At 34.4% G+C, this 26,384-nt stretch carries 22 protein-coding genes and 4 pseudogenes; 14 read left to right on the forward strand and 12 right to left on the reverse strand.

Going from position 1 to position 26,384, the window contains the following annotated elements; genetic code table 11:
* The first annotated feature begins 66 nt into the window (after positions 1-66).
* The 6 genes and pseudogenes from OQ292_RS31320 to OQ292_RS31345 all read left to right on the forward strand — a co-directional run bounded on the left by OQ292_RS31320 (position 67) and on the right by OQ292_RS31345 (position 3,712).
* A complete protein-coding gene (locus OQ292_RS31320) occupies positions 67-750 on the forward strand; it encodes a TlpA family protein disulfide reductase (protein ID WP_284688235.1) in 684 nt (227 codons plus the stop codon).
* Between the two features lie 193 nt (positions 751-943).
* On the forward strand, positions 944-1,852 hold the full coding sequence (locus OQ292_RS31325) for a M43 family zinc metalloprotease (protein WP_284688236.1): 909 nt from the start codon (positions 944-946) through the stop codon (positions 1,850-1,852).
* A 187-nt stretch (positions 1,853-2,039) separates the two neighbouring features.
* Positions 2,040-2,405: a hypothetical protein gene (locus OQ292_RS31330; RefSeq protein WP_284688237.1), complete on the forward strand. Its 366-nt coding sequence runs from the start codon at positions 2,040-2,042 to the stop codon at positions 2,403-2,405.
* Positions 2,406-2,463: 58 nt separating this feature from the next.
* Complete coding sequence (locus OQ292_RS31335; RefSeq protein WP_284688238.1) at positions 2,464-2,823, forward strand: transposase; 360 nt, start codon at positions 2,464-2,466, stop codon at positions 2,821-2,823.
* A 12-nt stretch (positions 2,824-2,835) separates the two neighbouring features.
* Positions 2,836-3,282 (forward strand): annotated as a pseudogene (locus OQ292_RS31340) (transposase family protein); the annotation flags it as partial.
* Between the two features lie 52 nt (positions 3,283-3,334).
* Positions 3,335-3,712 carry a hypothetical protein gene (locus tag OQ292_RS31345; protein ID WP_284688239.1) on the forward strand — a complete coding sequence of 126 codons (378 nt, stop codon included), beginning with the start codon at positions 3,335-3,337 and terminating at the stop codon, positions 3,710-3,712.
* 269 nt (positions 3,713-3,981) lie between these two features.
* Here the strand turns inward: OQ292_RS31345 and OQ292_RS31350 are convergent, their stop codons facing one another.
* Positions 3,982-4,419, reverse strand: coding sequence for a DUF5990 family protein (locus tag OQ292_RS31350; protein WP_284688240.1), 438 nt, complete (start codon positions 4,417-4,419; stop codon positions 3,982-3,984).
* A gap of 322 nt (positions 4,420-4,741) precedes the next feature.
* Between OQ292_RS31350 and OQ292_RS31355 the strand changes: the two genes are divergently transcribed.
* The 8 genes from OQ292_RS31355 (at position 4,742) to OQ292_RS31390 (ending at position 13,737) form a co-directional block, all read left to right on the forward strand.
* Positions 4,742-5,296: an RNA polymerase sigma-70 factor gene (locus OQ292_RS31355; RefSeq protein WP_284688241.1), complete on the forward strand. Its 555-nt coding sequence runs from the start codon at positions 4,742-4,744 to the stop codon at positions 5,294-5,296.
* Between the two features lie 104 nt (positions 5,297-5,400).
* Positions 5,401-6,009 (forward strand): hypothetical protein, encoded by a 609-nt coding sequence (locus tag OQ292_RS31360; protein WP_284688242.1) that lies wholly within the window; start codon positions 5,401-5,403, stop codon positions 6,007-6,009.
* Between the two features lie 3 nt (positions 6,010-6,012).
* Complete coding sequence (locus tag OQ292_RS31365; RefSeq protein WP_284688243.1) at positions 6,013-8,394, forward strand: TonB-dependent receptor; 2,382 nt, start codon at positions 6,013-6,015, stop codon at positions 8,392-8,394.
* Positions 8,395-8,479: 85 nt separating this feature from the next.
* Entirely contained in the window at positions 8,480-9,640 is a 1,161-nt protein-coding gene (locus tag OQ292_RS31370) for a DUF4374 domain-containing protein (protein WP_284688244.1), read from the forward strand.
* Positions 9,641-9,705: 65 nt separating this feature from the next.
* Positions 9,706-10,002, forward strand: a complete 297-nt coding sequence (locus OQ292_RS31375; protein ID WP_284688245.1) for a hypothetical protein — start codon at positions 9,706-9,708, stop codon at positions 10,000-10,002.
* A gap of 7 nt (positions 10,003-10,009) precedes the next feature.
* Positions 10,010-10,312, forward strand: coding sequence for a hypothetical protein (locus tag OQ292_RS31380; protein ID WP_284688246.1), 303 nt, complete (start codon positions 10,010-10,012; stop codon positions 10,310-10,312).
* Between the two features lie 4 nt (positions 10,313-10,316).
* Entirely contained in the window at positions 10,317-11,957 is a 1,641-nt protein-coding gene (locus tag OQ292_RS31385) for a PepSY-associated TM helix domain-containing protein (protein ID WP_284688247.1), read from the forward strand.
* Between the two features lie 16 nt (positions 11,958-11,973).
* Positions 11,974-13,737 (forward strand): TonB-dependent receptor, encoded by a 1,764-nt coding sequence (locus OQ292_RS31390; protein ID WP_284688248.1) that lies wholly within the window; start codon positions 11,974-11,976, stop codon positions 13,735-13,737.
* Here OQ292_RS31390 and OQ292_RS31395 read toward each other — a convergent pair.
* The 11 genes and pseudogenes from OQ292_RS31395 to OQ292_RS31445 all read right to left on the reverse strand — a co-directional run bounded on the left by OQ292_RS31395 (position 13,715) and on the right by OQ292_RS31445 (position 25,832).
* Positions 13,715-14,953, reverse strand: a pseudogene (locus OQ292_RS31395) (IS3 family transposase). The gene OQ292_RS31390 and the pseudogene OQ292_RS31395 sit on opposite strands and share 23 nt — an antisense overlap.
* A 97-nt stretch (positions 14,954-15,050) precedes the next feature.
* Positions 15,051-15,308 carry a hypothetical protein gene (locus OQ292_RS31400; RefSeq protein ID WP_284688249.1) on the reverse strand — a complete coding sequence of 86 codons (258 nt, stop codon included), beginning with the start codon at positions 15,306-15,308 and terminating at the stop codon, positions 15,051-15,053.
* 813 nt (positions 15,309-16,121) lie between these two features.
* Complete coding sequence (locus tag OQ292_RS31405; RefSeq protein WP_348970691.1) at positions 16,122-17,633, reverse strand: FAD-dependent monooxygenase; 1,512 nt, start codon at positions 17,631-17,633, stop codon at positions 16,122-16,124.
* 41 nt (positions 17,634-17,674) lie between these two features.
* On the reverse strand, positions 17,675-18,571 hold the full coding sequence (locus OQ292_RS31410; RefSeq protein WP_284688251.1) for an alpha/beta fold hydrolase: 897 nt from the start codon (positions 18,569-18,571) through the stop codon (positions 17,675-17,677).
* Entirely contained in the window at positions 18,568-19,383 is an 816-nt protein-coding gene (locus tag OQ292_RS31415; protein ID WP_284688252.1) for an alpha/beta fold hydrolase, read from the reverse strand. The genes OQ292_RS31410 and OQ292_RS31415 overlap by 4 nt, the downstream gene beginning before the upstream one ends.
* 10 nt (positions 19,384-19,393) lie before the next feature.
* Complete coding sequence (locus OQ292_RS31420; protein WP_284688253.1) at positions 19,394-20,557, reverse strand: MFS transporter; 1,164 nt, start codon at positions 20,555-20,557, stop codon at positions 19,394-19,396.
* A gap of 79 nt (positions 20,558-20,636) precedes the next feature.
* Positions 20,637-20,720, reverse strand: a pseudogene (locus OQ292_RS31425) (Crp/Fnr family transcriptional regulator); the annotation flags it as partial.
* A gap of 140 nt (positions 20,721-20,860) precedes the next feature.
* Positions 20,861-23,089: a catalase/peroxidase HPI gene (katG, locus tag OQ292_RS31430; protein WP_284688254.1), complete on the reverse strand. Its 2,229-nt coding sequence runs from the start codon at positions 23,087-23,089 to the stop codon at positions 20,861-20,863.
* Between the two features lie 415 nt (positions 23,090-23,504).
* A pseudogene (locus OQ292_RS31435) lies at positions 23,505-23,729 on the reverse strand (esterase); the annotation flags it as partial.
* 3 nt (positions 23,730-23,732) lie between these two features.
* Positions 23,733-24,809 (reverse strand): IS630 family transposase, encoded by a 1,077-nt coding sequence (locus OQ292_RS31440; protein ID WP_284688255.1) that lies wholly within the window; start codon positions 24,807-24,809, stop codon positions 23,733-23,735.
* Positions 24,810-24,887: 78 nt separating this feature from the next.
* Positions 24,888-25,832 carry an esterase gene (locus OQ292_RS31445; RefSeq protein WP_284688256.1) on the reverse strand — a complete coding sequence of 315 codons (945 nt, stop codon included), beginning with the start codon at positions 25,830-25,832 and terminating at the stop codon, positions 24,888-24,890.
* Positions 25,833-26,384: the final 552 nt, after the last annotated feature.

The following is a 26,384-nucleotide window of genomic DNA, read 5'->3' on the forward strand; positions in this document are numbered from 1 at the left end:
ACTATTAATTTTCACAAATTTTAGTTATTATTTGTTACATTGAGTAATGTAAAAACTTACTAAAGGATGTATAAGATTACCCTATTATTTATAGCACTTTTATTCCTAAACATTTCCATTCTTTTTGCTCAAGATAAAAAGCAAATCTATTATGATGAAAAGGGAAACAAAATATCATTTATGGAATTTGTTTCCATAGAGATGTCTGGTAGGTATACTTCCTATTCAGATTCAAGTAGTAAATATAAAGTTGAATGGAAATGGATTGCGAATTCTGAACAACAAAAAAATGAGTTTATATCGAAAGCCAGAGTAGAAAATATTGTAGCTGATTCTATCGGACAAACTTTTCCGGGTATTAGTTTTTATGATATAAATAATCAATTATACAATAAAGATAGTCTAAATGGGAAAATAGTATTTATAAACTATTGGTTTGTAGGTTGTACTCCTTGCGAAGCAGAAAGACCTGAACTAAATCGCCTTTATGAAAAGTATAAAAATAAGGATGATATTGTCTTTCTATCTTTTTCAAATAGCGATGAAAAAACAGTAAGGAAATTTCTCAAATCACATGCTATAAATTATCCAGTTGCCATTTTCTCTCGAACACTGGATGATAAACTAGGTATTTCTGAATTTCCTGTAAACATCATACTAGATAAGAGTTTGAAATATAAGCTGTATATGAAGGGAATTTCTAAAGGTACGTCTCTATTGATAGAAGAAACATTAGAAGATTTACTATAGAAAATCTTGTTTTTATGTGAAAATATAAGGGTGCACTTTACATAAAGGCACATTATGCGCTTTTTTGACTTATGGTAATATAAGGGTACGCATTACATAAATCAAAATTATTCCTGTTCACATTTTGTATACCCGCTATTTTTCTATCTTAAACTCAGTTCAAATACAATTGTAGAAATGATTTTTTAAAGTTATGATTCTACAAAAAACTGCTCAAAATGCTTTAACTATTCTCCTTTTTATAAGTCTTTTCTCCTGTGAAACAAAACCAAAAGAGAAGATAGAGCTTAACCCAACGCCTGAACAAAAGGTTTTTGAAATTAATGTTGTTGTACACATAATCCATAATGGAGAAGCTATAGGAACAGGCCCAAACTTATCTGTTGAAAGAATTGCAAAGCAAATTGAAAGTTTAAATAACGATTTTAGAAGAAAAACTGGTACCAAAGGGTTTAACTCAAATCCAATAAGTGATGATGCAAGAATACAGTTTAAATTGGCACAAACAGACCCAGAGGGAAATCCAACAAATGGAATCGTAAGAATAAATTCCAAAGAAGTAAATAATCCTCTTGAGGCTTGGGGCTTCGATTACTTTGCAAATTTTAATTATTGGGACTATAAAAAATATGTAAACATTTGGACAGCACCATTACCAGAGTCTGGTATTGATGTTTATTTAGGAGAAGCTACCGGCCCTGATACCGACTTACCCGGAAATGAGCTATTTACTGGAGGAGAGCCATTTTATGCAGAAGGCATTATTATCAACCACGCACATTTCGGCGAATCTGATATTGAAAGTGATTATAATCTTGGCAGAACATTAACTCACGAAATGGGCCACTACCTAGGTTTACTACATCCATGGGGTAGTAAAGATTGTGATAACAACGACTATTGCGACGATACACCTGCTGTAGATACTTTTGTGTCTGGTTGCACTTCTTTTAAAGGTTGTAACCAAGAAGATGTATTGATAGAAAACTACATGAATTGGACAAGTGATATTTGCATGAATACTTTCACAAAAAACCAAATAGAAAGAATGCGGTATGTTTTAACTCATAGTCGAAAATCTTTGGTGGATTTTAAAAAATAGTAGCACTAGAAAAAAGCTTAAAAGTATAATATTGTAGCCTGTGGAAGTATATGTTACACTTTATATAAATTGTGATTATATGTATGATTTATTGTAGAAATTTTTAAGGGTATTGTAGTAGGTTACATAGCGATTCATTCTGTAATTAAGTGGGGCAAAATTCAAAAACGAATTAAAGAATAATAAAATGAAATTACTATTAATCATATTGTTTATTCCAGCAATTACATTTAGTCAAACATCAATTAATGAAAGTGATATTGAAATATACACTCAATTGACTTTCCTTACGGTTGACTCGGCAGATGTTTTAAAGTTTGAGGATACCATGAAATCTATTTCTGTATTAGCAAAAAGTAATAAACTGAACGAAAAGTATGATTGGTTAACTTACACATCCGACTCTGGTAAATACTTAATAGTTAATTTCAGCAGTGGAACAGGAGACATTCTACAAATAAAGGATTATAGGTTAGCATTTCAGAATTCAGAATCGAAAGTAGAATTTGATAAAGCGATTGAAAAGTTAAAACAACGAACCTGTCTAAAGTAAAAAATGCTCAAACTGAGTAACTTAGGAAAATCTGACAATCTTAAGTTTAACATCAAAAATGAGCATTTTATCCAAAGATATAATAAAAAACAAGCTATTACCACATTTATCACAAGGCAAGAAAGGGCCTAAACTAACTGAAGATAAGCTAGTTAGCATTGTGGAGTTGATTGTTTATCGTTTGAAGACGGGATGCCAGTGGCGAGAAATACCTATAGGCCAATATATGGATGAACCTTATAGCTGGCAAAGTGTCTTCCACCATTATAACCGTTGGTGCAATGATAACTGTTGGCAATTAGGATGGGAAACTTTAGTTGCTGAAAATAAAGATCAACTTGACCTGTCTAGTGTTCAGATGGATGGGACACACACACCCTCTAAACAAGGAGGAGAAGCTGTAGCTTATCAGAGGTGAAAATCAGCAAAGACCACTAACTCACTTAGTATTTGTGATGCAAAAGGAGTTTTACTGGCAGCCAGTCAACCAGAAAAAGGGAATCAGCATGATTTGTATGAGATTGAAAAACATTTTAAAGAAATGATAGAAACTCTTGAAAATGTGGGCATTAGCACAGATGGTCTTTTTATGAATGCTGATGCTGGCTTTGATTGTAATGAATTCAGGACGCTCTGCTTTGAATATGGAATAACACCTAATATCTGTTTGAATAAAAGAAAAGGTAATTTAACAGACCGAGATGAATATTTTGACCCATTGCTTTATAAACAACGCACTGTTATTGAACATGCTTTTGCTTGGCTAGATGCTTACAAAGCATTATTAATTCGATATGAGAAAAAAGCCAAGAACTGGTTTAATCTCAATTTGCTCGGCTTTTTTGTCGGTTTTTCCAAAAAAATTTACCCTAACTAACTTTAGACAGGTTCAACTTGAAATTAGTATAGACGTAAACTACATCAAGCAAATGTTGTTACCATGGAGTACAGTTAAAGAAATTTCTGTTACTGAGTTTCCTTTTTCAAAAATGATAGAGTATCAAATTTCAGCTGATAAAATGGATGAGTTTGACTTCCAAATCAGAAGATTGGTGAAAATTCTAAAAGAAACGAAATATCCTTATCCATTAGAAGGTAATCGAGGGTTTTTAGGTGCTTATGGTAAGATGACATTGGTTTGGTTTTATGATTCAGCTACAAATTTTAAAGGCTATAATAACCTTTTAGAGTGGGTAAAAAAGTATGATCGAGAAATAGAATTACATACTGTTTTGAGTAAAATTAATGAAATTACAAAATCAAGTTATACATATAACCTGACCTATAAAAAAGATTTGAGTTATTAAAATGATGATAACTTTCTAAAAAAGAAAATCCTTTATTTCAAATAAAATAAAGGATTCTACTGGTTGATTGTAATTAAACTTTTTATCTAAAAAATCCTTTGATCAAGTAAGAGAAAGGATTTAAATGTAATAATGTCAGATGCCACATACATGGCAATTGTTTTATTAAAAGCAAATTTAAATTGCAATAATTGTATATACAACTAAATACTTGCTAGAATTTTATTCGATATTAAGTAAGTCTGCTACTGGCTAGTTTTAATATAAACTTATTTATTTAGATGCCAACCCTCAAAAGGTTTTACGGTTGCGCAGTTTGGACCACCATCTTTACCAGTACCAGGATCACTAGTTTGCAACATCGAACCACTGGTTAATGTATCTACATCTTTCCATGTAATACCTGTCAAAGGTATTTTAAGTCTTCTCGACCAAATTGTATCTGATTGACCAGCATACGTACCAATATCAATATATACAAACCGATTAGCTGTTGGGCCTTGAACAAAACTGCCAGAAAATTTGGGAAGGTTATCTTTTGATTTGTCACCTTTCAATTTAACTGTAAACTTAAAAGTTAGATCGTCGGAAGAAGAAATTTGTTTCTGAACTGTTTCGTAATTGCTACCAGATCCTTTTTGCAGACCATAAATTACACCTGGTGTTGGTTTGATTAGTGTGATTTGAAGTGTTATTTCTGATTCCATTTTTGTTTTGATTAATGGGTAACTGCCTTTTTTAGATATTACTCAATTTTTTTCCCATTAGATAATTGTCCTCAAGAATTTAGAATAATAACTTACAGCTACATAAGAGAATACTTTACATTAAGGCACATCAATAAAGTAAGTATACTATAAGAATATATCATTAAATGCAATTGATAGTCATCCTGAATATCTAATTCAAGATAATTTACTTTCATTATAACTTGGTAATATAAATTTTAAAGACTTAAAAGTTGGAGTAAGTATAAGTCTTTTATATACTTGCATTATTTAGAATTAGTCTAAATAAAATTAACTAGCTTTGTTTTCAAATTTCAAAAAAACTAACAACCAAATAGATGACTTCAAAACTCGGAAGGGATTTGAAAATCTATACAAAAGATATGCAGCGTCAATGCTGTCAATTGCACACAATAAGGTTAACGATTTAGTGGTTGCAGAAGAAATTGTTCAAAATATCTTTAAATCTCTTTGGGAAAGAAGAGAAACAATCAATCTACAAGGAAACATTAAAAACTATTTATTTCGAGCTGTAAAACTAGAAGTGATAGATCATTTTAGAGCTAAAGAGAGGCAAAAATCTCATTTAAAAACTGTTACTCTTAATTACACATTTATAAGTAACTCTACAGAAAATCAAGTTATTTTTGATGATTTAAAAGATCATACATTTGGTTTAATTAATCAATTACCAAAGCAATGTCGCAATGTTTTTAAGCTTAGTCGAGAAAAAGGTTATTCGAATAAAGAAATCGCTCAAGAATTATTAATCTCAGAAAGAGCAGTAGAATACCATATTACAAAAGCATTATCTTTTCTTAAAAGAAATCTAGTCAATTATATTAAACTAAAATGATTGATAATCAGCAACTTATAAATAATTATAATTTTTTTCTATTATCTACTTACGGTAAAAGGTGAGTTATACGGCTATGGAAGTGTAAGTAATTCGATAAAAAAATGGAAGTTACACCAGAGCTATTAAAAAAATATGCTGAAGGAGCATGTAATGAACAGGAAACAGAATTGGTAGAAATCTGGCTTTCTGATTCCAGAGAAGAGTATCATGTTTTGTCTGAGGCTGAAATAAAAAAATCAACTAAAAAGATGTGGAATGAGATACAAACTTTTCAAAATAGATCAGATATAAATATCATAAAGTCTTTACCACACTATGCAGTAGCAGCATGTTTGTTTATCGGTTTAATGATAGGTAGTATTTACATTATTGATAACAATTTTGAAAAAACAAACATTCTAATTTCTAATGTTGAAACTGGTTATCTGTACATTTCTTCTAGAAATGCAAATGATATTAAGATAGAGAGTAAGTCTTGTAAAATTAACTTTACAGGAGTTATTATGATCGCCAACACTTCTAAATATTCAAAATCTATTATTTGTGAAAACGAGAGCTCAGTAAAGTTCCAATTGCTACCAGGTGAAATTTATTACTTAAGTGAAGAGAATGGAATACCAGTGTTATTTCGAGAAAAAGATGCAACACAAACTGTTATTACCACTCGCCAAATGACAGGACAATTTGAAGTTGAACACACACTCATCTAGCATATGAAAATTTTTACTGTTAGCCTCATTCTTTTTTTTACTTCATTCATTGCTGTAGGCCAAAGTACAAATACTTTTATTATACAAGGTTATGTAACTACAGGCGAAAGTACCCCTCTTCCTTTTGCACAAGTAATAGTTGAGGAGTTAAATAAAGGAGATGTGGCAGATAAAGATGGTTATTTTGAAATTAAAAACTTGCCTTCAGGTACCTTTAAAGTTACAATTAAAGCTTTAGGTTTTAAACCTTCTTCGAAAGAAGTTACGCTAAAAAATAATAACATTGTTAACTTAAATATTAACTTATCTGAAGAAGATACCGAATTGAGTGAGATTGTAGTTGAAGGTAAAAACCAATCTCAAGAAATTAAAGAAATGGCATTACAAGTTAATGCAATTGAGGTTAAAAAAATGGCAAATAATACAGCCGATCTTAATCAAGTACTTAATAGAACAACTGGTGTAAAAGTTAGAGAGCAGGGGGGAGTAGGATCAGATTTTGAATTTTCTATAAATGGACTCTCTGGTAAAGCTGTTAGGTTTTTTATAGATGGAGTTCCTCTGGAAATTATGGGTAGTTCCATGTCACTGAATAACATACCAGTGAATTTAGCAGAACGTGTAGTTGTCTATAAAGGAGTTGTTCCTGTAGAATTAGGATCTGATGCTTTAGGAGGCGCTGTAAATATTGTTACCAATCAACGCATTACTAATTATCTCGATGTTGCTTATAGTTATGGTTCTTTTAATACTCATAGAGGCTCTGTAACCGGACAAATAAGGGATAAAAAAACTGGTATGACAGCTAAAGCATCTGCATTTATAAATTATTCTGATAATAATTATATAATGCGAGATGTAGAGGTAATTGAGCAAATTGATGAGGATAATGCTCGGTTTATAACTGGTGATTTTATAAGATTCCATGACCAATATTTTTCTGCCATGGGGCAAGTAGAATTGGGGGTTACAGATAAATCTTGGGCAGATGTATTTTTTATAACAGGAAGTTATTCAGTTACTGAAAAAGAAATACAGACAGGTACAAATCAAGATATTGTATATGGTGCTGCCAGAAAAGATGGCACTGCCTATTCAACAACGCTTAGATACAGAAAAGATAATTTATTTTGGGATGGATTAAACTTAAGTTTATTTGCCTCACATTCTTTCGATAAGTATTACATAACTGATACTACAGAATATAAATATTACTGGGATGGTAACCGAGTAAAAGTAAACGATGTTGAAATTGGCTCTTATGCAACGATAACTCATATTAACCGTCCCACAAATTTTATTAGTTCTAATCTTAGCTATAAATTAAATGATCAACATTCATTTGGAGTCAATTACACCTTAAATGAAGTAGAGAATCAGAGTTATGATGAATTGATTACAGATAGTGATGATAATCCTGGTAAACTAGGAAAACATATTCTTGGGTTTTCTTATCAACAACATTTTTTAGATGATCGGTTAACAAATACTTACTTTGGGAAGCATTACAATATGTTGTTAAAACAACCAGACGTAATTACTGACTCTGAAACAGGTGAATCAGAAACTGTATCTGAAAGTATAGATTATTTTGGTTATGGAATTGCTACAAGACTTCGCCTAACAACATCTATTGGAATAAAAGCTTCTTATGAAAAGGCTTTTAGGTTACAAAATGTAGGAGAAATTTTTGGGAATGGTTACAATCAAATTGCCAACACAGAGCTAAAACCAGAAAGTAGCCATAATTATAATGCTGGATTATTCTATACAAATAGAATTAGTCAACATAAATTATTTATTGAGGCAGGAGCTTATTTAAGAGATGCCAAAGATTTTATTTCTGCAGTAGTTTATCAGTCAAACGACCAGATAAGTCGATATGAAAATACTGCAAATGTATTGGTTAAAGGACTTGAAGGAGAATTGAAATACAATTACAATGAATTATTCAATTTAACAATTAATGTCACCTATCAAAACCTCATTAATAATACTAAATACGCATATGGTTCAGACTCAGGAACTATAGAAGCGACATATAAAAATAAAATACCCAATCAGCCATGGCTATTTGGAAATTCCAGTTTTGGTATAGGTAAAAACAATTTATTCAAAGATGATGATCGGGTACAATTTAATTGGAATATGCAATATGTGCATTGGTATTATTTAACCTGGGAAAATTACGGAGCTAAAAAAGGAAAAAATATTATACCTAACCAATTTATTCAAAATGCTTCAATCACTTATTCAATGCAAGGAGGTAAGTATAACATTTCTGTAGAATCAAGCAATTTCACAAATGCATTAGCTTACGATAATTTTAAACTTCAAAAGCCAGGGAGGTCATATTCTGTAAAACTCCATTATTTTCTAAAATAAATTAATCTGAACAATCAAACTTAATATTAGTAACATGAACTGCTCAATTAAATATAAACTTTATATAATTAATTTACTTTTATCAATGTTCATCATAACATCTTGCGATGATGATGAAGAGGTTTTGGAAGATGGTAAAGCAGATTATACACTTTGGATGCAACTTGGTAGTTGGCCGAATACCACACAATATGTAGTTGGAACAAATTCATTAACTGAAGGAGAAATAAATCTTGAAGGAAACGGAGCTGAAGTTACTAGTGTAGCTGATTATGGTATTATTCCGAAAGATGGTTATTATTATTATCCGAGCACTAGCTCAGACTTTGGCAAACTCACAAAGTTTGAATTTAAAGACGATTTACTTCAAGTAGTTGAAGAAGTACCTTATACTTACCAAAACTCCATTAGTAGTTATACCTGGATTGACGATAATACGCTACTCTTAATTGGTACAAATGGAGATTCTGATAGACTATTATATACTTTAGTGAATGCGTCAACCTTAGAAATTAGTAATGGTGAATTAGATATTCCAGCGATTCCGGAAGGATATACTGCAGTATATGAAGGCAATGTAGAATACGCTAATGGCAAAATCTATATATCTTATACCTATTCTGCAACATGGCCAGATCCTGCATATCCGGGAATTAGTTTTGCGGTGGTTGACTATCCGGAAATGAGTATAAGCACAATTATCAACGACGAGCAAACTTCTGGTAGAGGAGGATCTAGTATGTGGATGAGAGCTTCTGGTGTAGATGAATATGGAGATGTATATATGCTTCTTTATCCTGGTTGGTTAGCAGAAGGAACCCCATCTTTAATCTATAGAATTAATGGTGGTGAAGAAACCCTAGATGATTCTTATATTTTTAATGTATCCGAAACTATTGGAGATGAAGTGATTGGTTTATGGTACATTCAAGATGGTAAAGCAATTGTTAAATACGAAGACTCAGCAATTCAAGAAGCAAATCCTGATGGCTTACATTATATTAAATTTGCTTTAATTGATTTGTATTCAACCTCACTTATTAAAAAGCTGGATTTACCTGCTGATAAAGGTACAATGATTCAAAACGTGATTGTAGATGGATCACAGGTATTTATTCAAGTAAATGCAGAAAGTGATGCAGATTACGTATGGGAAGTTAATACTTCTACTGGTGAAGTTACTCCAGGTATAGAAATAGTAGGAGGTTATGACTATATACTCCGCCTAGATAATATGAAAGAATAAAGTATTTAAATCATCGGAAATTTTATCAAATCGATTTTCCGATGATTTTTTTTTAAATATAAATTATGATTATCATTTCGCTTTTAATGTTATGTGTTGGTTTTTTTGCTATTTATAATACATCGAAAAAAATAGCTTTGGGGCAATCTATTGTTGAAAAATGGCTTCAACAACATCAGTTAGTTGCAAAGCTAATTAGCTTAACCTCCTTTATTTTTTCTATCTCATATTATACAAATGTATTTGGTTTTGGTGCAGGTGTTTTTTTTATATTAGTCGCTATAATGTCTGTGGCTAGTCTTATGATATTACTTATACCAATATTTAAAAAACTTCAAAAGAAAAATAACTCTTTAAGCTAATAATAAGATGCCCGCAAACCCTAAATATCTTACCAAATCGAAAACTCAACGTTTCTCAAAAATATCAGCAGCAATTCTTGGAGGATTTCTTGTTGCTGCTTCTTTTCATCTTTCAATTGCAGCATGGCTAGGTCATAAACAATCCCTGTTTATGACCTATAGTTTTACATTGTTTATTTTATGGACAGTACTCATGTTTGTTGCATTTTTAGCGCATAATGGATGGAAAATTTGGATATGGTATGGAGGCATCACCATAATATTTTCATTACTGATCTATTTAGGAACCGTATATAACCCATCTGTTTAAAACTATGAACTTAAGGAACTACAACGTAATTTTTCATTTACATACCATTAGCGGAATTGTTATAAGTGTAGGATTGTATATCATTTTTTTTGCAGGTGCTTTTACCTTATTTGAGCATGCTATTCACCATTGGGAAATTGAAGAGGCCACTAAAGAGCATAATCCAGACTTTACAGTTACAGCGAAAGATATAGATTATGACAGACTATTAGGTCAATTAAAAGATGATGGCTATGATTTGTATGGTCGATCAATTTACATCACATTAGAAGATGAAAAACAGCAGTCTTTCTTTTTATCTGCTTCTCAGGATACTATTACAACTAAAAGAGCCAAAGAGAGCTTTCGATTAAAATTTGATTTAAATACTTATGAGATTTCGAAACAGACAGAACGTTTTAGTTTAGCCACATTACTTTACTGGCTACATTTTTTCTATCAGCTGGACAGAACAGGATATTATATTTCCGGTATAGTTTCCTTATTTTTCTTATTTGCTATAGTTTCAGGGATTGTTATACATTGGAAAAAAATCATTTCTAATTTTTTCATATTTAGACCTTTAGCCAAACTAAAAACAGTGTGGACAGATGCACATACTGCCTTAGGCACTATAGGTATTCCATTTCAATTTATGTATGCACTTACAGGTGTTATGTTTGGTTTAGGTATTTTGGTGAGTACTTCAGGATCTATTTTTTATGGTGGTGAATTACAAAAGTATTATGATGCTTTATATGGAGATCACGATGAGCATTTCGGAGAAAGGATAGATTTATCAGCCCATAGTTTAAATCCTTTTGCAGATAGTGTAACTTATCATTGGGCAGATTTTACTCCTAAATATGTCAGCATTTTAAAATGTGAAAGTCCGGAAATACAATTCAGAGCATATGGGTATGTAAGTACAAAAACCACTTTTTTAAATGGCGGTGAAATTGTTTTTGATGTGTTGTCTGGAAAAGTTAATCATGCCCATAATCCGTTAGAACCAGAATATATTGAGTCGGTATGGCCCACAGTATACAGGCTACATTTTGCAGATTATGGCGATTTGGGTACTTTGGGAAACTATGTATTAAAAGCGATCTATTTTATAATGGCACTCATCACCTGTTTTGTAATCATTACAGGCATACTAATTTGGTTAGAAGCACGAAATAAAAAGAATATTCCAGATAAAGAAAAACGATATAATCAAAGAGTAGGAAATATTTATTTAGCAATATGCCTAAGTATGTATCCTATAACTGCTTTCACATTTATTGTATCAAGACTTTTACCCGAAGAGTTCAATTTACTAACTGAAACCATATTCAATTCTGTATACTTTGGCGGGTGGTTGTTTTTATCAATTTATTTCTATTGGAAGAAGGATAATTACTTTACAAATAAATATACACTGCTTTCAGGAGGTATTCTTGGACTTATCATCCCAATTGTAAATGGCTTTGCTTCTGGAAATTGGGTTTGGAAAACTCTTCCATTACATCAATACGACATCTTTGCCATAGATGCATTATGGTTTTTTCTGGGAGCTGGGTCATTATATGCAGTGTATAAACTTAAAAAAAATGATGCAAGGAAAACAGGGGGAACTCTAAATGAAAGAAAATCTATGCTGAAAGAAAAGGTAATAAAATAGAAAAAAGTAAATAACTATGAAGATTTTGTATTTACATTTAATGTTTTTGATCTGTTTTATCTGGAGTTATGGTAAACTAAATGCCCAAACGCAGCAAATTCAAATAACAGGCAAAGTCGTGGAAAGCAACAATAAACAACCTGTAGAATTTACCACTGTTACTATCAGAAATACCGAAACAGAAGAATTAATCTCAGGAACTACTACTAATACTGAAGGAGCTTTTACTGTTTTTTCAGACGATCCAAATATTTATATTTCGATAAGCTTTATTGGTTTTGTTAGCAAGAGGATTCATAATTTTAAAATTGTAAATAATCAAGTTGATTTAGGTACTATTATATTTCTAGAAGATACAGAAACTTTAGAAGAAGTTGAAGTAATTGGTGAAAAATCTAAAACGGAATTTCAACTAGATAAACGGGTTTTTAACGTAGGTTCTGACCTAAGTAGCACAGGGGCAAGTGCACTAGAAGTACTTAACAATGTACCTTCGGTAAGAGTAAATATTGAAGGTCAAATCAGTCTACGTGGAAGCCAAGGGGTACAGATTCTTATAGATGGAAAACCCTCTGCCATAGCCAATGAGCAAGGCAATGCACTCGGAACCATTACTGCCGATATGATTGAAAAAATTGAGGTAATCACCAATCCATCAGCAAAATATAATGCCGAAGGTACTTCGGGTATTTTAAATATTATTTTAAAAAAGGAAGATAAAAAGGGTCTTAATGGTTCAATGACCCTCAACACAGGTAGCCCAAACAATCATAGTTTTGGGCTAAGCTTAAATAAGCGAACCGAAAAGTTTAATCTATTTAGTCAGTTGGGTGGGGGTTATAGAACATTTCCATGGAAAGAAGAAACCCAAAATCAGGATATAAGCTCAAATGAAAGTATTCCAAGCAAAGGAGGTGGCGATTTTAATGAGCACTTTGTAAATGCTATACTTGGAACAGATTACCATTTAAATAAAAGAAATATCATTACACTTTCCGGTCAATTTGCTTTCGAGGGTGAAACTAAAACCTCCGATGTGTTATTCAGTTTTTTAGATACCGACCAAGTTTTGGAACACTCCTACACCAGAAACGAACAAGTAACTGCCGATAATCCAAAATTCAGGTATGAACTTCAATACAAAAAAGATTTTGAAAGGAACAAAGACCAAATACTATTATTTAGTGCCACTGGTGATTTCTTTGCTAAGGATGAAAAAAACGAATATACCCATACCACAAATAACAGTTCATTACCTCAGCAAAAAACCAAAAACGATTATAAATTAGCTGAATATATTTTTAAACTCGATTACACATATCCTTTTTTAGAAAAATATACGCTAGAAGTGGGGTCACAATATAGTGTAAACGGAGTAAGTAACGATTATGCCATAAGTGAATTTCTAGATGAAGATTGGGTAGTTAGTCCAGACCTAACCAATATTTTTGATTATAATTTAAATGTACTGGCTTTTTATGCAACCAATGCATACCAATCCGAAAAATGGGGATTAAAAGTAGGTTTGAGATTAGAAAATACTGACCTTAAAACAAAACTACAAACCACCAACGAGCAGCACAGTAGAAATTATACGAACTTATTTCCAAGTGTTCATACTTCGTATAAGTTTACAGAGACCTTCTCACTTCAAGGAGGATATTCCAAAAGAATCTTAAGACCGAGTTTATGGGATTTAAACCCATATTATGATATAGGGAGTAATGGAGTTGCAACTAAATTTGGTACACATTTACTTAGGCCGCTTTTTTTAAATTGAATTTCAGTTGAATTTCCTTTTCCAATGGGGTCATATATCCCAAACTTGAGTGTATCCTTTTGATATTGTACCACTGCCGTGGCGGCCATTCCTCGATATATTCGTAGACGTGCCAGTAAAGCTGTTCAGGGGTATCAAATTTCTGCCTATTCAGGCTTTCATATTTGATGGTTTTAAAAAAGCTCTCGGCCACGGCGTTGTCCCAACAATCTCCCTTCCGGCTGCCAGGCAGCCCTGTCATGCTCTGGATTATTTTCCGATGAAAAGAAAAAATTCTCTTTGTCTGATCACATGCATATTGGATACCTTCCAGGCGGCCTCTGTCAGAATGGAAAATAAAGCCATCCTTGATATCTCTCCTTTGTCTTGCCATTGACCAAGCCCGTAATACTGTATTCTTGGCTGTCATATCACTTGATAGCGACCAACCGACAATTTTTCTGTCTGCCAAATCAATAATTGTGGTCAGGTAATTCCAGTTGTTCCCGACCCTAATGTATGTAATATCGGACACCCAGACCATTCCTATATCCTCTACCTCAAAGTCCCTTTCAAGGATATTGTCGGCTACTTGATATCCATGTTTCGAATCAGTGGTAACTACGAATTTCTTTGCTAGAACGCTCTTAAGGCCCATTTCCCTCATCAACCTGGCCACATAGGACCTTGATATCTTTATGCCTTTTTTGATAAGTTCAGCAGTTATACGAGGGTTTCCATAAGTACCCTTGCTATCATCATAGATCCCTTTTATATACTTTTTGACCATGTCTTTTTTGTTCTCTATATTTCCCTTGGCGAACTCTTTACGCCTCCAGGAATAATAGGAATTCTTGCTTACCTTCAAACACTTGCACATTGGCCAGGCCACCCTGCTCCCAACGGAAAAAAAATCACAGTTCCCTGCTATGAACTCGTACTTTTCCCGCCTTCCCCCCAATGGAATTGTTGGAGAAGATGCTCACCGCGTGGCGGCCACCGCCTTTTTTAAGATGCGAGTGCAACTATCACGTTCCATTTCTACTTCTCTCAATTGCTGCCTTAACTCTCGAATCTCTTTTTCTTCAGGGGTCAATGAAGGTTTACTTTTATCTGAAAAGATACCTTTTTTTTCCCTACTCTCTCTTTTCCATCTACGGATCATACCCTCATAGAGACCATAATCTTCTGATACTTTTCGCGCTGTATGGCCTGCCTCCAGCAAGCCGACTATCATTTCCTTGAATCGCACCGCGACGGTTCTTTTTCGTACTGTTTCTTTTTGCCCATAATAGATAAAGTTAAGAATTATGGCCTGTAAATTTTTGTACCAACTAATGTAGCATATTCACCTCTCTGGTGAACAGTATAGAGCCATCCATCTGCACATAGGTGTAGTTGGGTTTATAGGGCATTTCGAATGTATACACTTTTTCTTCATTCCCTGCCTGTACCGCTTGTTCGTCTTCCAATATCTGGCCAATTTTCTCGCTTACCCTTTCCACTTGCTTGGCACTTACCTTGACCCCTAAAAGCTTGTCCAGAGTTTCACTGGCTTCTGCAAATACATGGTCATTCCCCAAGAAAACCATGAGTTCCTGTAGGTAACCACTTATCCTTAATCCGTTCGGACATACGGCCAGGGGGTCTTTTTTGTCCATTACCATCATACCCATACTGGTCTTTACTTTTTTTTCGTGTTCTTCTTGTAGTCGCCATCTCCGAAACCGTCCTGCAACACCTCTCTACCCAGTTTGAGCCAAAGTTCTACAAACGACTTTTCATAATTATAAAAGTCGGTCTGACCTTTCTGTGAGGTTTCGCGGCTGCAAGCCAAGCTTTGAGTTCCCTAGCGATTTTTTCAGTGATGGCGTCGTTTTTCATCTTAAAGAATTTTTTGGTTTGTACTATTACAAGATAGGTAATCCTCCGGAAAAATAACAGACATCGATTCAAGCAGGGAAGTTTGTCGTGCACCCCTTCCATTTGGTATACATAGAACTTTTTTGATACCTTCAGTATTCTCTTCTCGTTTAGGGGCAATTATAGGTTTGAATTGAAATTCTTCATAAGTAATTTTTTACTTGAATAACCATTCCAGGAATTGGTGTTTTCAGAAGTGCTTTGTTTGTCATAACGTAAGTGAGCATCTTACTCACCCGCTAATTAAGTTCGAAAACGCATCATTAAGAAAGTCACACTTTATTGTTAGTGATGCATAGCTGACTTATCATTATAAACAGATATTTTCTTTCGCTCAGTTTTCTGGCATATCTGTCTACAATGATAAGTAATTTGGATAGTTACACAGCTTATGGTTTACTACCCAATAATACAATTATACTGTATGGATTTTAACAAAGTACTTCGATTGGTGGTTGCCCTTTCTTGTTTGAATAAAGTCTTTAGTCTAACTTCATTCCTGTAATTTTTGCAACAGATTGATTAATAGTAGAAAGTGAATTACTTGTTGAAATATGAGCTATGTATTTGTCGGGTCTTATTAGTATCAGTGCATTGTCAGAAAGTCCAAAAGTTTTTTGAAAATTCAAGTTTGTGTCTTTCAGTCCCAATTGATTTCTTTCATCATCTTTGTTTACGAAAATTCGATTTAAAGTTGCTCCTTTTTTTGTCCACTTTAAGCGTTCAAGTTCATTTCTTGCAGCCGAACCATAAGCAATAATAGTAAACTGCGTTCCACGCAACAATTCAAAAAGCGTAATGTTTTTACCTTCGCTTGTTGTAAAATTTGCATTTGGTACCCTGTCACCTGCCTGGAGTGTCTTAGTTACAGAACACGAAGTAGAAATAATTGGGCTTCCTTGATAAGTAATACCCAATTGCTGTTCATCCTTACCTCTTTTCAAGCTGGCACTGCTATATTTTCCGATGGCCTCATATTTTTTACTTGATAAGCCAAGCACTCCTGCGGCTATTGGAAGGCGTTCAGCTTCATAGCTATCCAGTAAACTATCATCTTTTGCACCTGCTAAGGTTTGAGCTATTTTCCATCCAAGATTATATGCGTCCTGTATTCCTGTGTTTAAACCTTGTGCTCCGGCAGGCGTGTGAACGTGTGCGGCATCTCCAGCAATAAATACCCGATCTTTTCGATAATGAGAAGCTAATCTTACATTTGGTCTGAATACGGAAGTCCATTGTATATCGATGAGTTTAACAGATGGATTTTTTATTGCCTTTTGAAGGCGTTTGGTGATGCTATTAAGATTGGAAGGAACTTCTTCATCTGGCTTTAGCTTAATCATCCATTGAAACAAATTACTGTGAGGAAGCGGGCAAGCACCCACAAAACCGCTGGTGGTAGGCCAAATGTGCCAATAGTCGCGTGAAAGACCTCTCACGTTTGCATCTACTATTAACATTCGGTCTGCTTCATCTGTTTTACCTATAAAACCTATGTCTAGTTTTTTTCTTACCAAACTTGATCCCCCGTCTGCACCAACTAAAAAACGTGCAGTGATTTCTTCCTCTTTTGTTTCCTTTATAACCTTCGCTACTACTCTATCTGCTGTCTGTGAAAAATCAGTCAGTGTTGTGTCAAACTCTACTTTGACATCATATTCTGCTAATTTTTTGTGTAAAATACTATCAACTCTAAATTGAGGAATGAGTATGGTGTTAGGGAAAGGAATGGCTGATGTTGGGTTTACATTTTTAAACATCGTTTTAGGAAGGGTAAATCGCCATAGATGTATGCCCATCTTAGGATATAATCCACCATTTTTTAGCAACTCATCAATTACTCCTAAATCGTAAAATACTTCTAATGTTCGGGGCTGAATGCCTTTCGCTCTTGAGCCGGGAAAGCTCGTTTTGTTTTTTTCAATGATACGAACCGAAAGCCCTCTTCTTGCAAGGTCAATAGCTAATGTTGTTCCTGTGGGACCTGCTCCCACTATTAAAACGTCTGTTTTATTTAACATAGATCTTGGTGAATTTAATTTCGAATAATAAAAGGAATGAATTTTTGTGCTACCTTTTCAGGACACTCAAAGGCGGCCATATGTCCACATTGTCCAATAATATGATCTTCGTTCGGCACTAAGAGTTCTAACGCTTCGGGATAATGTTCCACTGATATTATTTTATCTTCTTTGCCCCATAGCAATAAAGTCGGAATTTTTAAATGACTGATATTATTGTAAGCTGTTTGTTGGTTTATTAAAGGAAGCGAACGCAAAGTGGCTAATACGGCATATACAGAACCTTGAAAGGTAAAGGCATCAGCCACCATATTTAGCAGTTTTTTCTTATACTTTTCTGAATAAACATTAAGCTTCAAATGTTTCAATATGCTTTGGTGGCCGAGATAAGTTCCAAACAACTTGCCCATAGTTTTACTTTTTGCAATATGGGCAGCCAATGGTTCGGAGGTATTAAGTCCTGCAGGACCAATGAGCGTAAGTGTTTTAACAGGGAATACTTGTCTGTTAAGAAATTCCATCGCCATAAGTGCTCCAAGCGAAGTTCCAATAACATGATCAACTTTGTTCATTCCCAGGGTATTCAATAATTCAATGCTCTGATTAACAAATAAGTCAATATCATAAATGGCTCTTACCCGGTCGGAATAACCTCTACCGTAAGCACTGTATGCCAATGTTTGCAATCCCTGCTGATGAAGGTAGGCAATGAAATCGTCCCAGTAAAATAAAGGAATGGTCATACCTGGAAACAATAGAACGATTTCCCCATTTGAAGGGCCGGTCAGTTCATAGTGCGTAATGCCCTGACTTAGCCTAACAAAATTTCCCCTAAGATGTTGTCGAACGTTCTCATTTAGTAAGGTAGTTTCGCCTTTGGACACAAAATAGGGCAAAATAGAATTTTTCATAATAACGATTGTACAAATGAGTTGATAGAAGCAGCAATTTCGAGAGGAATTTCATCAGGCAACAGGTGACCTGTACCAGGATATATAATCTCTTTACTATTGGGTAAATCTTTTGCAAAGTGCTGACCATCGACATTTTCTCCTCGCAATACGAGCGTTGGCACTTTGATTTCTTTTATTCCTGGCGAATTGTCTTTTTGTTTTGTTCTGGCATTGTCAAAAAAGCCGTCTAAGTTTGCTTTGCCTAGGGTATACACTCTTTCCACAAATTCCTCATCCAATATGGTCATGTTGGTTCCCACCAATTTTCTCAGGTTTTTCTCCGTCATTTTCCTAGACATCAACCGTCTTATCAGAAATCTTCCGATAGCAGTTTTGGCCATTTTCATCGGGAGAGGGAGTGATTTTTCCGGATAGCCAGTTGCGTTCATCAATACCAAACCGTTGAGTTGATCAAAATGGGTATGTGCATAATTCCATGCAATATTTCCTCCTAGTGAATTCCCAACAAGTACAAAATTCTTTATGGAAAGGTAGCCCAGAAATTTATGTAAAAAAGAAACATAGGTTTCAATTCTGTAGTCTTTATCAGGCCTTATTCCGGTAAGGCCAAAACCCGGTAAATCCAGGCTCAAAACCTGATAATGTTCTTTCAGAGTATTTGAAACGGCAATAAATGTATGTAAAGAAGAACCACTACCATGCATCAAAACGATGGTGTTACCCCTACCTTCAATGGTATAGTGAACATTCATACCATCAATTTCTATAAATTGAGATATGGGTAAAAGATATTTTTCGATATTATTCATAACCAAAGTCCTATTTTTTATTTCCAATTAAGTGAACAATAATCAGCAATAATCCAATGACAAAACCTGCAATGGATATGCCCTGCCATTTGAAATAATGCCAGACAGAACCTCCAATTAGCGTACCCAATGCACCACCAATAAAATACATGGTCATATAGACGGTATTGATCCTGTTTCGTGAATCAGGATTTCCATCAAAAATAATTGTTTGATTAGTAATGTGTATGGATTGAACTCCTACATCTAATAGAAATGCTCCGATAATTATTCCCATAAGACTTGCAGATGAAAAGCCAAGAATCACCCATGACAATATGGTAACTCCAGAAGCCGAAAAAATAAGTTTGTTTTTACTAACCTTATCGTTTAGACTTCCTACCACAGAGGCGGTAATGGCACCTGCAATACCTACTAAACCTATACCACCGGTAACATCGCTACCCATGTAGAAAGGAGATTCCTGCAAAAGAAAAACCAGCGTTGTCCAAAAAATGCTGAACCCCGAAAAGTTTATTAGTCCTCTGATGCTTGCCACACGCAGTTTGGGTTGATTTTGAAACTGTTTAACAATTGATTTGAGCAACGAAAGGTAATTGCCTTGAAAGTCGGGATTTAATTCGGGTAAAAATTTTATCAGAAAAAAGAACAGTATCACCATTATCCCTGCTGCTATCAGGTAAACTGCTTGCCAGTTAAGGTATGAGCCAATTAAACCGCTTAATGTTCGTGAACCCAAAATGCCAATAAACAAACCTGTCATTATCGTACCGATGGCTGCTCCTCTTTTTTCATTGGATGCTAATTGTGCGGCCATTGGAACCATAATTTGTGGCACTACGGATGTAAGACCTATAAACAAACTTGCAATTTTGAGTTGTAGTGGAGTGCTAGAAACAGCTGCAGCCAAAAGGGAAATAATGATAAAAATGAAGTCGATGAGAACTAGTTTTTTGCGCTTCAGTTTGTCACCTAATGGCACAATCAGAAACAATCCCAAAGCATATCCAACTTGGGTAAACATGGGAATACTACTAATATTTAATTCGCTAACTCCATACGTATTAGCCATTAACCCAAGCAATGGCTGGTTATAATAAATATTTGCCACAACCAAACCTGTGGTAACAGTCATTATAAATAAAAGTCCTTTACTCAATTGGGGAATTTTCATCTTGCATTTTATGATATTCATAATGCAAAAATGAAAACTTGTTAAGCTATTTGACAATAACAATTGTAAAGAAATTGCTTTAACGATTATTTATTATTCGGCTCACTGAAACAAAGGTAATGCCCAAATACGAAGCGATGTAATGTTGTGGAAAACGTTGCAATTTTCAACGAATCTTCTATGGCAACATAGCGATACACTTTGCATAAAGGCACATTTTAATCTCTTTAATAGATCTGTAGAATTCTTTAGTGAATCATCAATCGATCGCAAAATCGATTGATGATCTACTTTATGTTTATTTTATGCGAGATCGAAACGATCTAGGTTCATTACTTTAGACCATGCTGCTACGAAATCTTTCACAAATTTATCTTGTGAATCGCTGCATCCATAAACTTCTGCAAGTGCACGTAATTCTGAGTTAGAACCAAAGATAAGATCAGCACGAGTGGCAGTCCATTTTGCAGCACCAGTTTTACGATCTGTTCCTTCAAATACTTCTTGGTCGTCTGAAGTAGCTTTCCAAACAGTATTCATGTCTAGCAAGTTTAGGAAGAAATCGTTGGTTAAAGTTTCTGGTTTATCTGTAAATACACCATGCTTAGATTTATCGAAATTAGTATCTAAAACACGCATACCACCCATTAATACAGTAAGCTCAGGAGGAGTTAATGTAAGTAATTGAGCACGATCTATCAGTAATTCTTCAGTAGAAACTGAATATTTAGTTTTTCTAAAGTTACGGAAACCATCAGCTGCTGGCATTAAATAACCGAATTGATCAGCATCAGTTTGCTCTTGTGTTGCATCCACTCTACCAGGAGTAAATGGCACTTTTACATCATGCCCAGCATCTTTGGCAGCTTTTTCAACACCTGCACAACCAGCTAAAACTATCAAATCAGCAATAGAAACTTGCTTGCCAGTGCCATCAAACTCAGTTTTAATTGCTTCTAATTTTTGCAATACTTTGTCTAACTGAGCAGGATTGTTAACCTCCCAATCTTTTTGAGGAGCTAACCTCACTCTAGCACCATTGGCACCACCTCTTTTATCAGAACCGCGATAAGTAGAAGCAGAAGCCCAAGCAGTTGAAACTAGTTCTAATACTGAAAGACCTGAACTTAATATTTTTGCTTTCAATGTTTCTGCATCGGCATCGCTAATTAACTCATGTGTAACCGCTGGTAGTGGATCTTGCCAGATTAAATCTTCTTCAGGAACTTCTGGACCAAGATACCTGCTTTTTGGTCCCATATCTCTATGAGTAAGTTTGTACCAAGCTCTTGCAAAAGCATCAGCAAACTGATCTGGATTTTCGTAGAATCTTCTTGAGATTTTTTCGTACTCAGGATCGAATTTTAACGAAAGGTCAGTAGTAAGCATCGTCGGTGCATGACTTTTTGATGGGTCGTGTGCATCTGGAATAACATTACCAGCACCTTTAGCTACCCATTGTTTTGCACCGGCAGGGCTTTTTGTTAATTCCCAATCAAATTCAAAAAGGTTTTCGAAGAAGTTGTTGCTCCATTTGGTAGGTGTTTTTGTCCAAGTAACTTCTGGACCACCAGTAATGGTATCTCCACCTTTACCTGAACCGTAGCTACTCGTCCAGCCTAAGCCTTGCTCTTCAATACCGGCTGCTTCTGGTTCTGGACCAACATGTTTTACATCGCCTGCACCATGAGTTTTACCGAAACTGTGTCCACCTGCAATTAAGGCAACTGTTTCTTCGTCGTTCATGGCCATTCTACCAAATGTTTCGCGAATGTCTTGTGCCGCAGAAACAGGATCACCATTTCCGTTTGGACCTTCTGGATCAACATAGATCAAACCCATTACTACTGCTGCAAGTGGGTCATCCAAGTCTCTCTCTCCAGAGTATCTTTTATCGGTTAACCATTCACCTTCAGAACCCCAATAAATATCTTCTTCTGGCTCCCAAATATCTTCGCGGCCACCACCAAATCCAAAAGTTTTAAAACCCATAGATTCTAATGCACAGTTACCTGTGAGAATCATTAAATCTGCCCAAGATAATTTCTTGCCATACTTTTGTTTTATTGGCCAAAGTAATCTTCTTGCTTTGTCTAGGTTAGCATTATCTGGCCAACTGTTAAGTGGTGCAAAACGCTGAGAACCAGCTCCTCCACCTCCACGACCGTCACCAATTCTATAGGTACCGGCACTGTGCCAAGCCATTCTTATAAATAATGGACCGTAATGACCAAAATCGGCAGGCCACCAATCTTGTGAATCAGTCATTAGATCGTAAAGATCTTGTTTTACAGCTTTTAGGTCGAGAGATTGAAATTCTTTTGCATAATCAAAATCTTTACCCATTGGGTCAGATAATGATGAGTGTTGTCGTAGAATGTTAATGTTTAATTGGTTTGGCCACCAATCTGTATTTCTAGTACCGCCGCCAGCACTAAAATCTTGGTTACCACTTAAAAATGGACATTTGCTTGAATTGTTTACTTCAAAACTAGTTCCTCGTTCACCATTTGAACTATTGTGTTTTTCCATCTTCATCTGTTTAAGTTCTAAAAAAAATAAAACTACAATAACTTTTATTTATAAATAAAAACGTTCTATAAGAATTATTTATAGTAAAAGTGCTTATTCTAAATTTACAGATATATGTTTCAGATACCAATTTTAAAGCTGATACTTCTTGTAGATTTAAGTTTGAGGATTAGAAATTTCATTTCTCTGTACTAATCATCATAATGAATTTGATGTAAATATTAAATCCTAAAAAGGATTACAAATCTCTTCTAATTGAAAAAAAATATATTTGTATAAAATAGCTTAAATACAAAGAGTAATTATCACTTTTCTAATTTGATTTTATCAGAATAAACATATGAGGAGATTTACTTTTATGAAAACGGTAAGCGTATTTTAGTAAATACAAAGTGAGCAAAAGGTTTCTACTTGTTTAAAATAATTTAGGTACAAATTCAGACAGATAGCTTCTCCAGTTTTTCCATATATGGCCACCTTTTGTTTCATGGTATTCATATATTATTCCAATATGATCTAGTTTTTTTCTAAAGTCTTCATTGGCCTTATAAAGAAAATCTGTTTTACCAATTGCTATCCAATATAGTTTAATTCCATTATCCATTTGATTTTTTAGAGTAGTGTCAATATTGTTATATATACATTAACACGCAAAGAATTTAGATTTTTCAAAAGATTGAAATTTGAGTGAAAATAAGCGGTCAAATTGATCAGGACTCACTTCCGAATTCATTTTTTGTAAGGTATTTTCAATTTGGAGCTTAAAGGATTTTTTATCCTTACAGTAATATTTCCCAAGTTCTTTCTTCATCCACTTCCATAAGCGCTCAATCAGGTTTAAATGGGGAGAATAAGCTGGCAGATACACCAATTCAATATTCCAAAGTTCAGCATCTTCCTTTACCCAATCTGTTTTTTGATAACGGGCATTGTCTAAAATCAAATAAAGCTTTTTATCCAGGTTCTGATAATGATAATTTCTGATCCATCTCATGTAATCAGTAAGAGTTTCTGCTCTGATGGAGGTATCATTCACTAGGCTTAATATTTGCCTTTTGACCAGATCCAACCCACCCAGAACATTGACCCGATAACGACCGTGTGAAGTAGGGTTGTAACAGGATTTTTGACTCCATAGGAACCGTTCAAACTTACCCTGAACAAAGTGGGCACTATCTAAAAAAAGTAGATCAGCAGACCCATAGGCTGCTTCCCCCAGCAATGGAAACAAGTTTGCTGTCTTGAATACTTCTTGTTCTTTTATCCATTCTTCTGATAACTTTCCTCCTGGAAAAGGTGTAGTTTTTCTGTACCTGAACCCTAATTTTTTAATGAAAATTCTTACCCGCTGTAAGCTTCGTTCAATCCCTAATTCTTGCCTTATCCATTCTCGAATTGCCGAGATACAATCAGGCAAGAGTTCGTTGATCGCTTCACAAATTTTTTCCTTGTGTTCCATTAATTTGGAAACGGGTTTTTTATAATTAAGGCGGCTCAGTAATTCTAGACCTCCTTCATTATAAAGACGAACATACTTGGTAATCGTATTGGGTCTCAAGCCTAAAATTTTAGCACATTCGCCGCGTCTAAATCCTTTATAAAGTAACCATATCATATGAAATCTATCTCGGATTATTGGGTTTTTATGTTTTGCTTCCAGCCGGTTTCTAAGCATATTTGCCTCGGAGGCATCAGGTTCTCTGATCTCTATTGCCGCCACGGAGTGGGAAGCATTTTTTTAAAGTTTGGTCACTCTAAATTTAATGCTTCCTTTTTTATCGCAACCTAGCGTTGCGGACTATACCTTATTAGAGTCATCTTCACGTGGCATAATGGCTGCAGAAAAAAGACCTATATAATCAAAAGTATTAGGGTAAAACCTAGAAATGTGCATGGTGTGAAACCCACCCATGGAAAGACCAGCAATAGCCCGATTTTCTTTGTTAGCTTTGACCCTATAATTGTGATCCACAAAACTAATGATATCTTTAAAATTAGCTTCAAAAACTCCATTCATAGTTTGAGGAAGTATAAATTGAGGTTTATAAAATCCATCGCTACCTTGACCATATCCACCATCTTGAACAACATTGCCATTTGGCATCACTACAATCATTGGTTTTGCATTTCCCATCGCAATCAGATTATCCATTATTTGTGCCAAACGACCATGGGCTAACCAAGAGTCTTCATCACCTCCAGCACCATGTAATAGATATAATACTGGAAATTTCCCTTTAGATTGCTCATATCCTGGAGGGGTATAAATAGATATCCTTCTATCCATATTAAGGCCAGGCGAATCATACCAGCGATGAGTTATTGATCCATGTGGGATATCGTTTATTTGATATAGACCAGTCTTATCTTCACTAATAATGAAAATATTGGTTAGAGAAGATGAATTACGCAAAGCATAAGGATTATTAGGGTCTGTATTTTTTACTCCATCTACAATAAAATTATAACTGTATAATTCAGGTTGGAGTGTTTCTGTTGTGTAACTCCAAAGGCCAAACTCATCCTTGATTAAGTTAGCTGTACCAGGTCCATCCACAGGACCGAAGCGACTCATGATTCTAACTGGAGGTAAAAAATCTGATGAAATTTGAACACTGTCAGCATAAGGTGCAAAAAAACGAAAGCTTACAGTTTGGTCTCCATGTATTTCAGGAGAAATAATATTTTCAACTTCTTTAGGGATCTCCTGAGCAAAAATGTTGTTAAATATAATAAGGTACATTAAAGGCAGTAAGACATTTTTTCTTTTCATATTTTTAGATTATGAGTATTGGTATATATAACTATCAAGTTAGTTTTTTAAAACAGAGATTCAAAATTCTGAATAATTTCATTAGATTGCTTATTGATGTTTTGGTTTCTCACTTAAACTAGTGTCAAGTTGTTGTTAAAAAGAAATTAATGCAAACCAATAAAGGATAGCCAAACTTATCTGTACACAAATTATTATAATAATAATTTAAAATTAACTTTCATCCATTGTCTAATTCTAACTAGATTTTCAGTAAAAAAGAGTCAATTGCTGCAGTTATTAGCTAGGAAAAGACTACTAATTTAGTAGCGTTATTTTTTTATTTCAATGTTCAAAGATTATCTATTCCTTCCATACGGTGTGAATTTATGGTTGCAATCTGTTCTCTTTAAATCAGACGCTGAACATAAACTTTTCAATAAATTGGGAAGTAAAATTTAACAGTTATGTTACACTTTAAATAAAAAGTTCCTTTTTTATGGAAACTTCACATTGTTTTGAATAGATATTTGTGATAATAGT

Source organism: Chondrinema litorale (assembly GCF_026250525.1).
Lineage (GTDB): Bacteria > Bacteroidota > Bacteroidia > Cytophagales > Flammeovirgaceae > Chondrinema > Chondrinema litorale.

Excerpts from the sequence above, each read along its gene's own strand:
- OQ292_RS31320 (WP_284688235.1), top strand. The coding sequence starts at position 67 with ATGTATAAGATTACCCTATTATTTATAGCACTTTTATTCCTAAACATT.
- OQ292_RS31325 (WP_284688236.1), top strand. The coding sequence starts at position 944 with ATGATTCTACAAAAAACTGCTCAAAATGCTTTAACTATTCTCCTTTTT.
- OQ292_RS31330 (WP_284688237.1), top strand. The coding sequence starts at position 2,040 with ATGAAATTACTATTAATCATATTGTTTATTCCAGCAATTACATTTAGT.
- OQ292_RS31335 (WP_284688238.1), top strand. The coding sequence starts at position 2,464 with ATGAGCATTTTATCCAAAGATATAATAAAAAACAAGCTATTACCACAT.
- OQ292_RS31345 (WP_284688239.1), top strand. The coding sequence starts at position 3,335 with ATGTTGTTACCATGGAGTACAGTTAAAGAAATTTCTGTTACTGAGTTT.
- OQ292_RS31350 (WP_284688240.1), bottom strand. The coding sequence starts at position 4,419 with ATGGAATCAGAAATAACACTTCAAATCACACTAATCAAACCAACACCA.
- OQ292_RS31360 (WP_284688242.1), top strand. The coding sequence starts at position 5,401 with ATGGAAGTTACACCAGAGCTATTAAAAAAATATGCTGAAGGAGCATGT.
- OQ292_RS31365 (WP_284688243.1), top strand. The coding sequence starts at position 6,013 with ATGAAAATTTTTACTGTTAGCCTCATTCTTTTTTTTACTTCATTCATT.
- OQ292_RS31370 (WP_284688244.1), top strand. The coding sequence starts at position 8,480 with ATGTTCATCATAACATCTTGCGATGATGATGAAGAGGTTTTGGAAGAT.
- OQ292_RS31375 (WP_284688245.1), top strand. The coding sequence starts at position 9,706 with ATGATTATCATTTCGCTTTTAATGTTATGTGTTGGTTTTTTTGCTATT.
- OQ292_RS31380 (WP_284688246.1), top strand. The coding sequence starts at position 10,010 with ATGCCCGCAAACCCTAAATATCTTACCAAATCGAAAACTCAACGTTTC.
- OQ292_RS31385 (WP_284688247.1), top strand. The coding sequence starts at position 10,317 with ATGAACTTAAGGAACTACAACGTAATTTTTCATTTACATACCATTAGC.
- OQ292_RS31390 (WP_284688248.1), top strand. The coding sequence starts at position 11,974 with ATGAAGATTTTGTATTTACATTTAATGTTTTTGATCTGTTTTATCTGG.
- OQ292_RS31400 (WP_284688249.1), bottom strand. The coding sequence starts at position 15,308 with ATGGTTTTCTTGGGGAATGACCATGTATTTGCAGAAGCCAGTGAAACT.
- OQ292_RS31410 (WP_284688251.1), bottom strand. The coding sequence starts at position 18,571 with ATGAAAAATTCTATTTTGCCCTATTTTGTGTCCAAAGGCGAAACTACC.
- OQ292_RS31415 (WP_284688252.1), bottom strand. The coding sequence starts at position 19,383 with ATGAATAATATCGAAAAATATCTTTTACCCATATCTCAATTTATAGAA.
- OQ292_RS31420 (WP_284688253.1), bottom strand. The coding sequence starts at position 20,557 with ATGAAAATTCCCCAATTGAGTAAAGGACTTTTATTTATAATGACTGTT.
- katG (WP_284688254.1), bottom strand. The coding sequence starts at position 23,089 with ATGGAAAAACACAATAGTTCAAATGGTGAACGAGGAACTAGTTTTGAA.
- OQ292_RS31445 (WP_284688256.1), bottom strand. The coding sequence starts at position 25,832 with ATGTACCTTATTATATTTAACAACATTTTTGCTCAGGAGATCCCTAAA.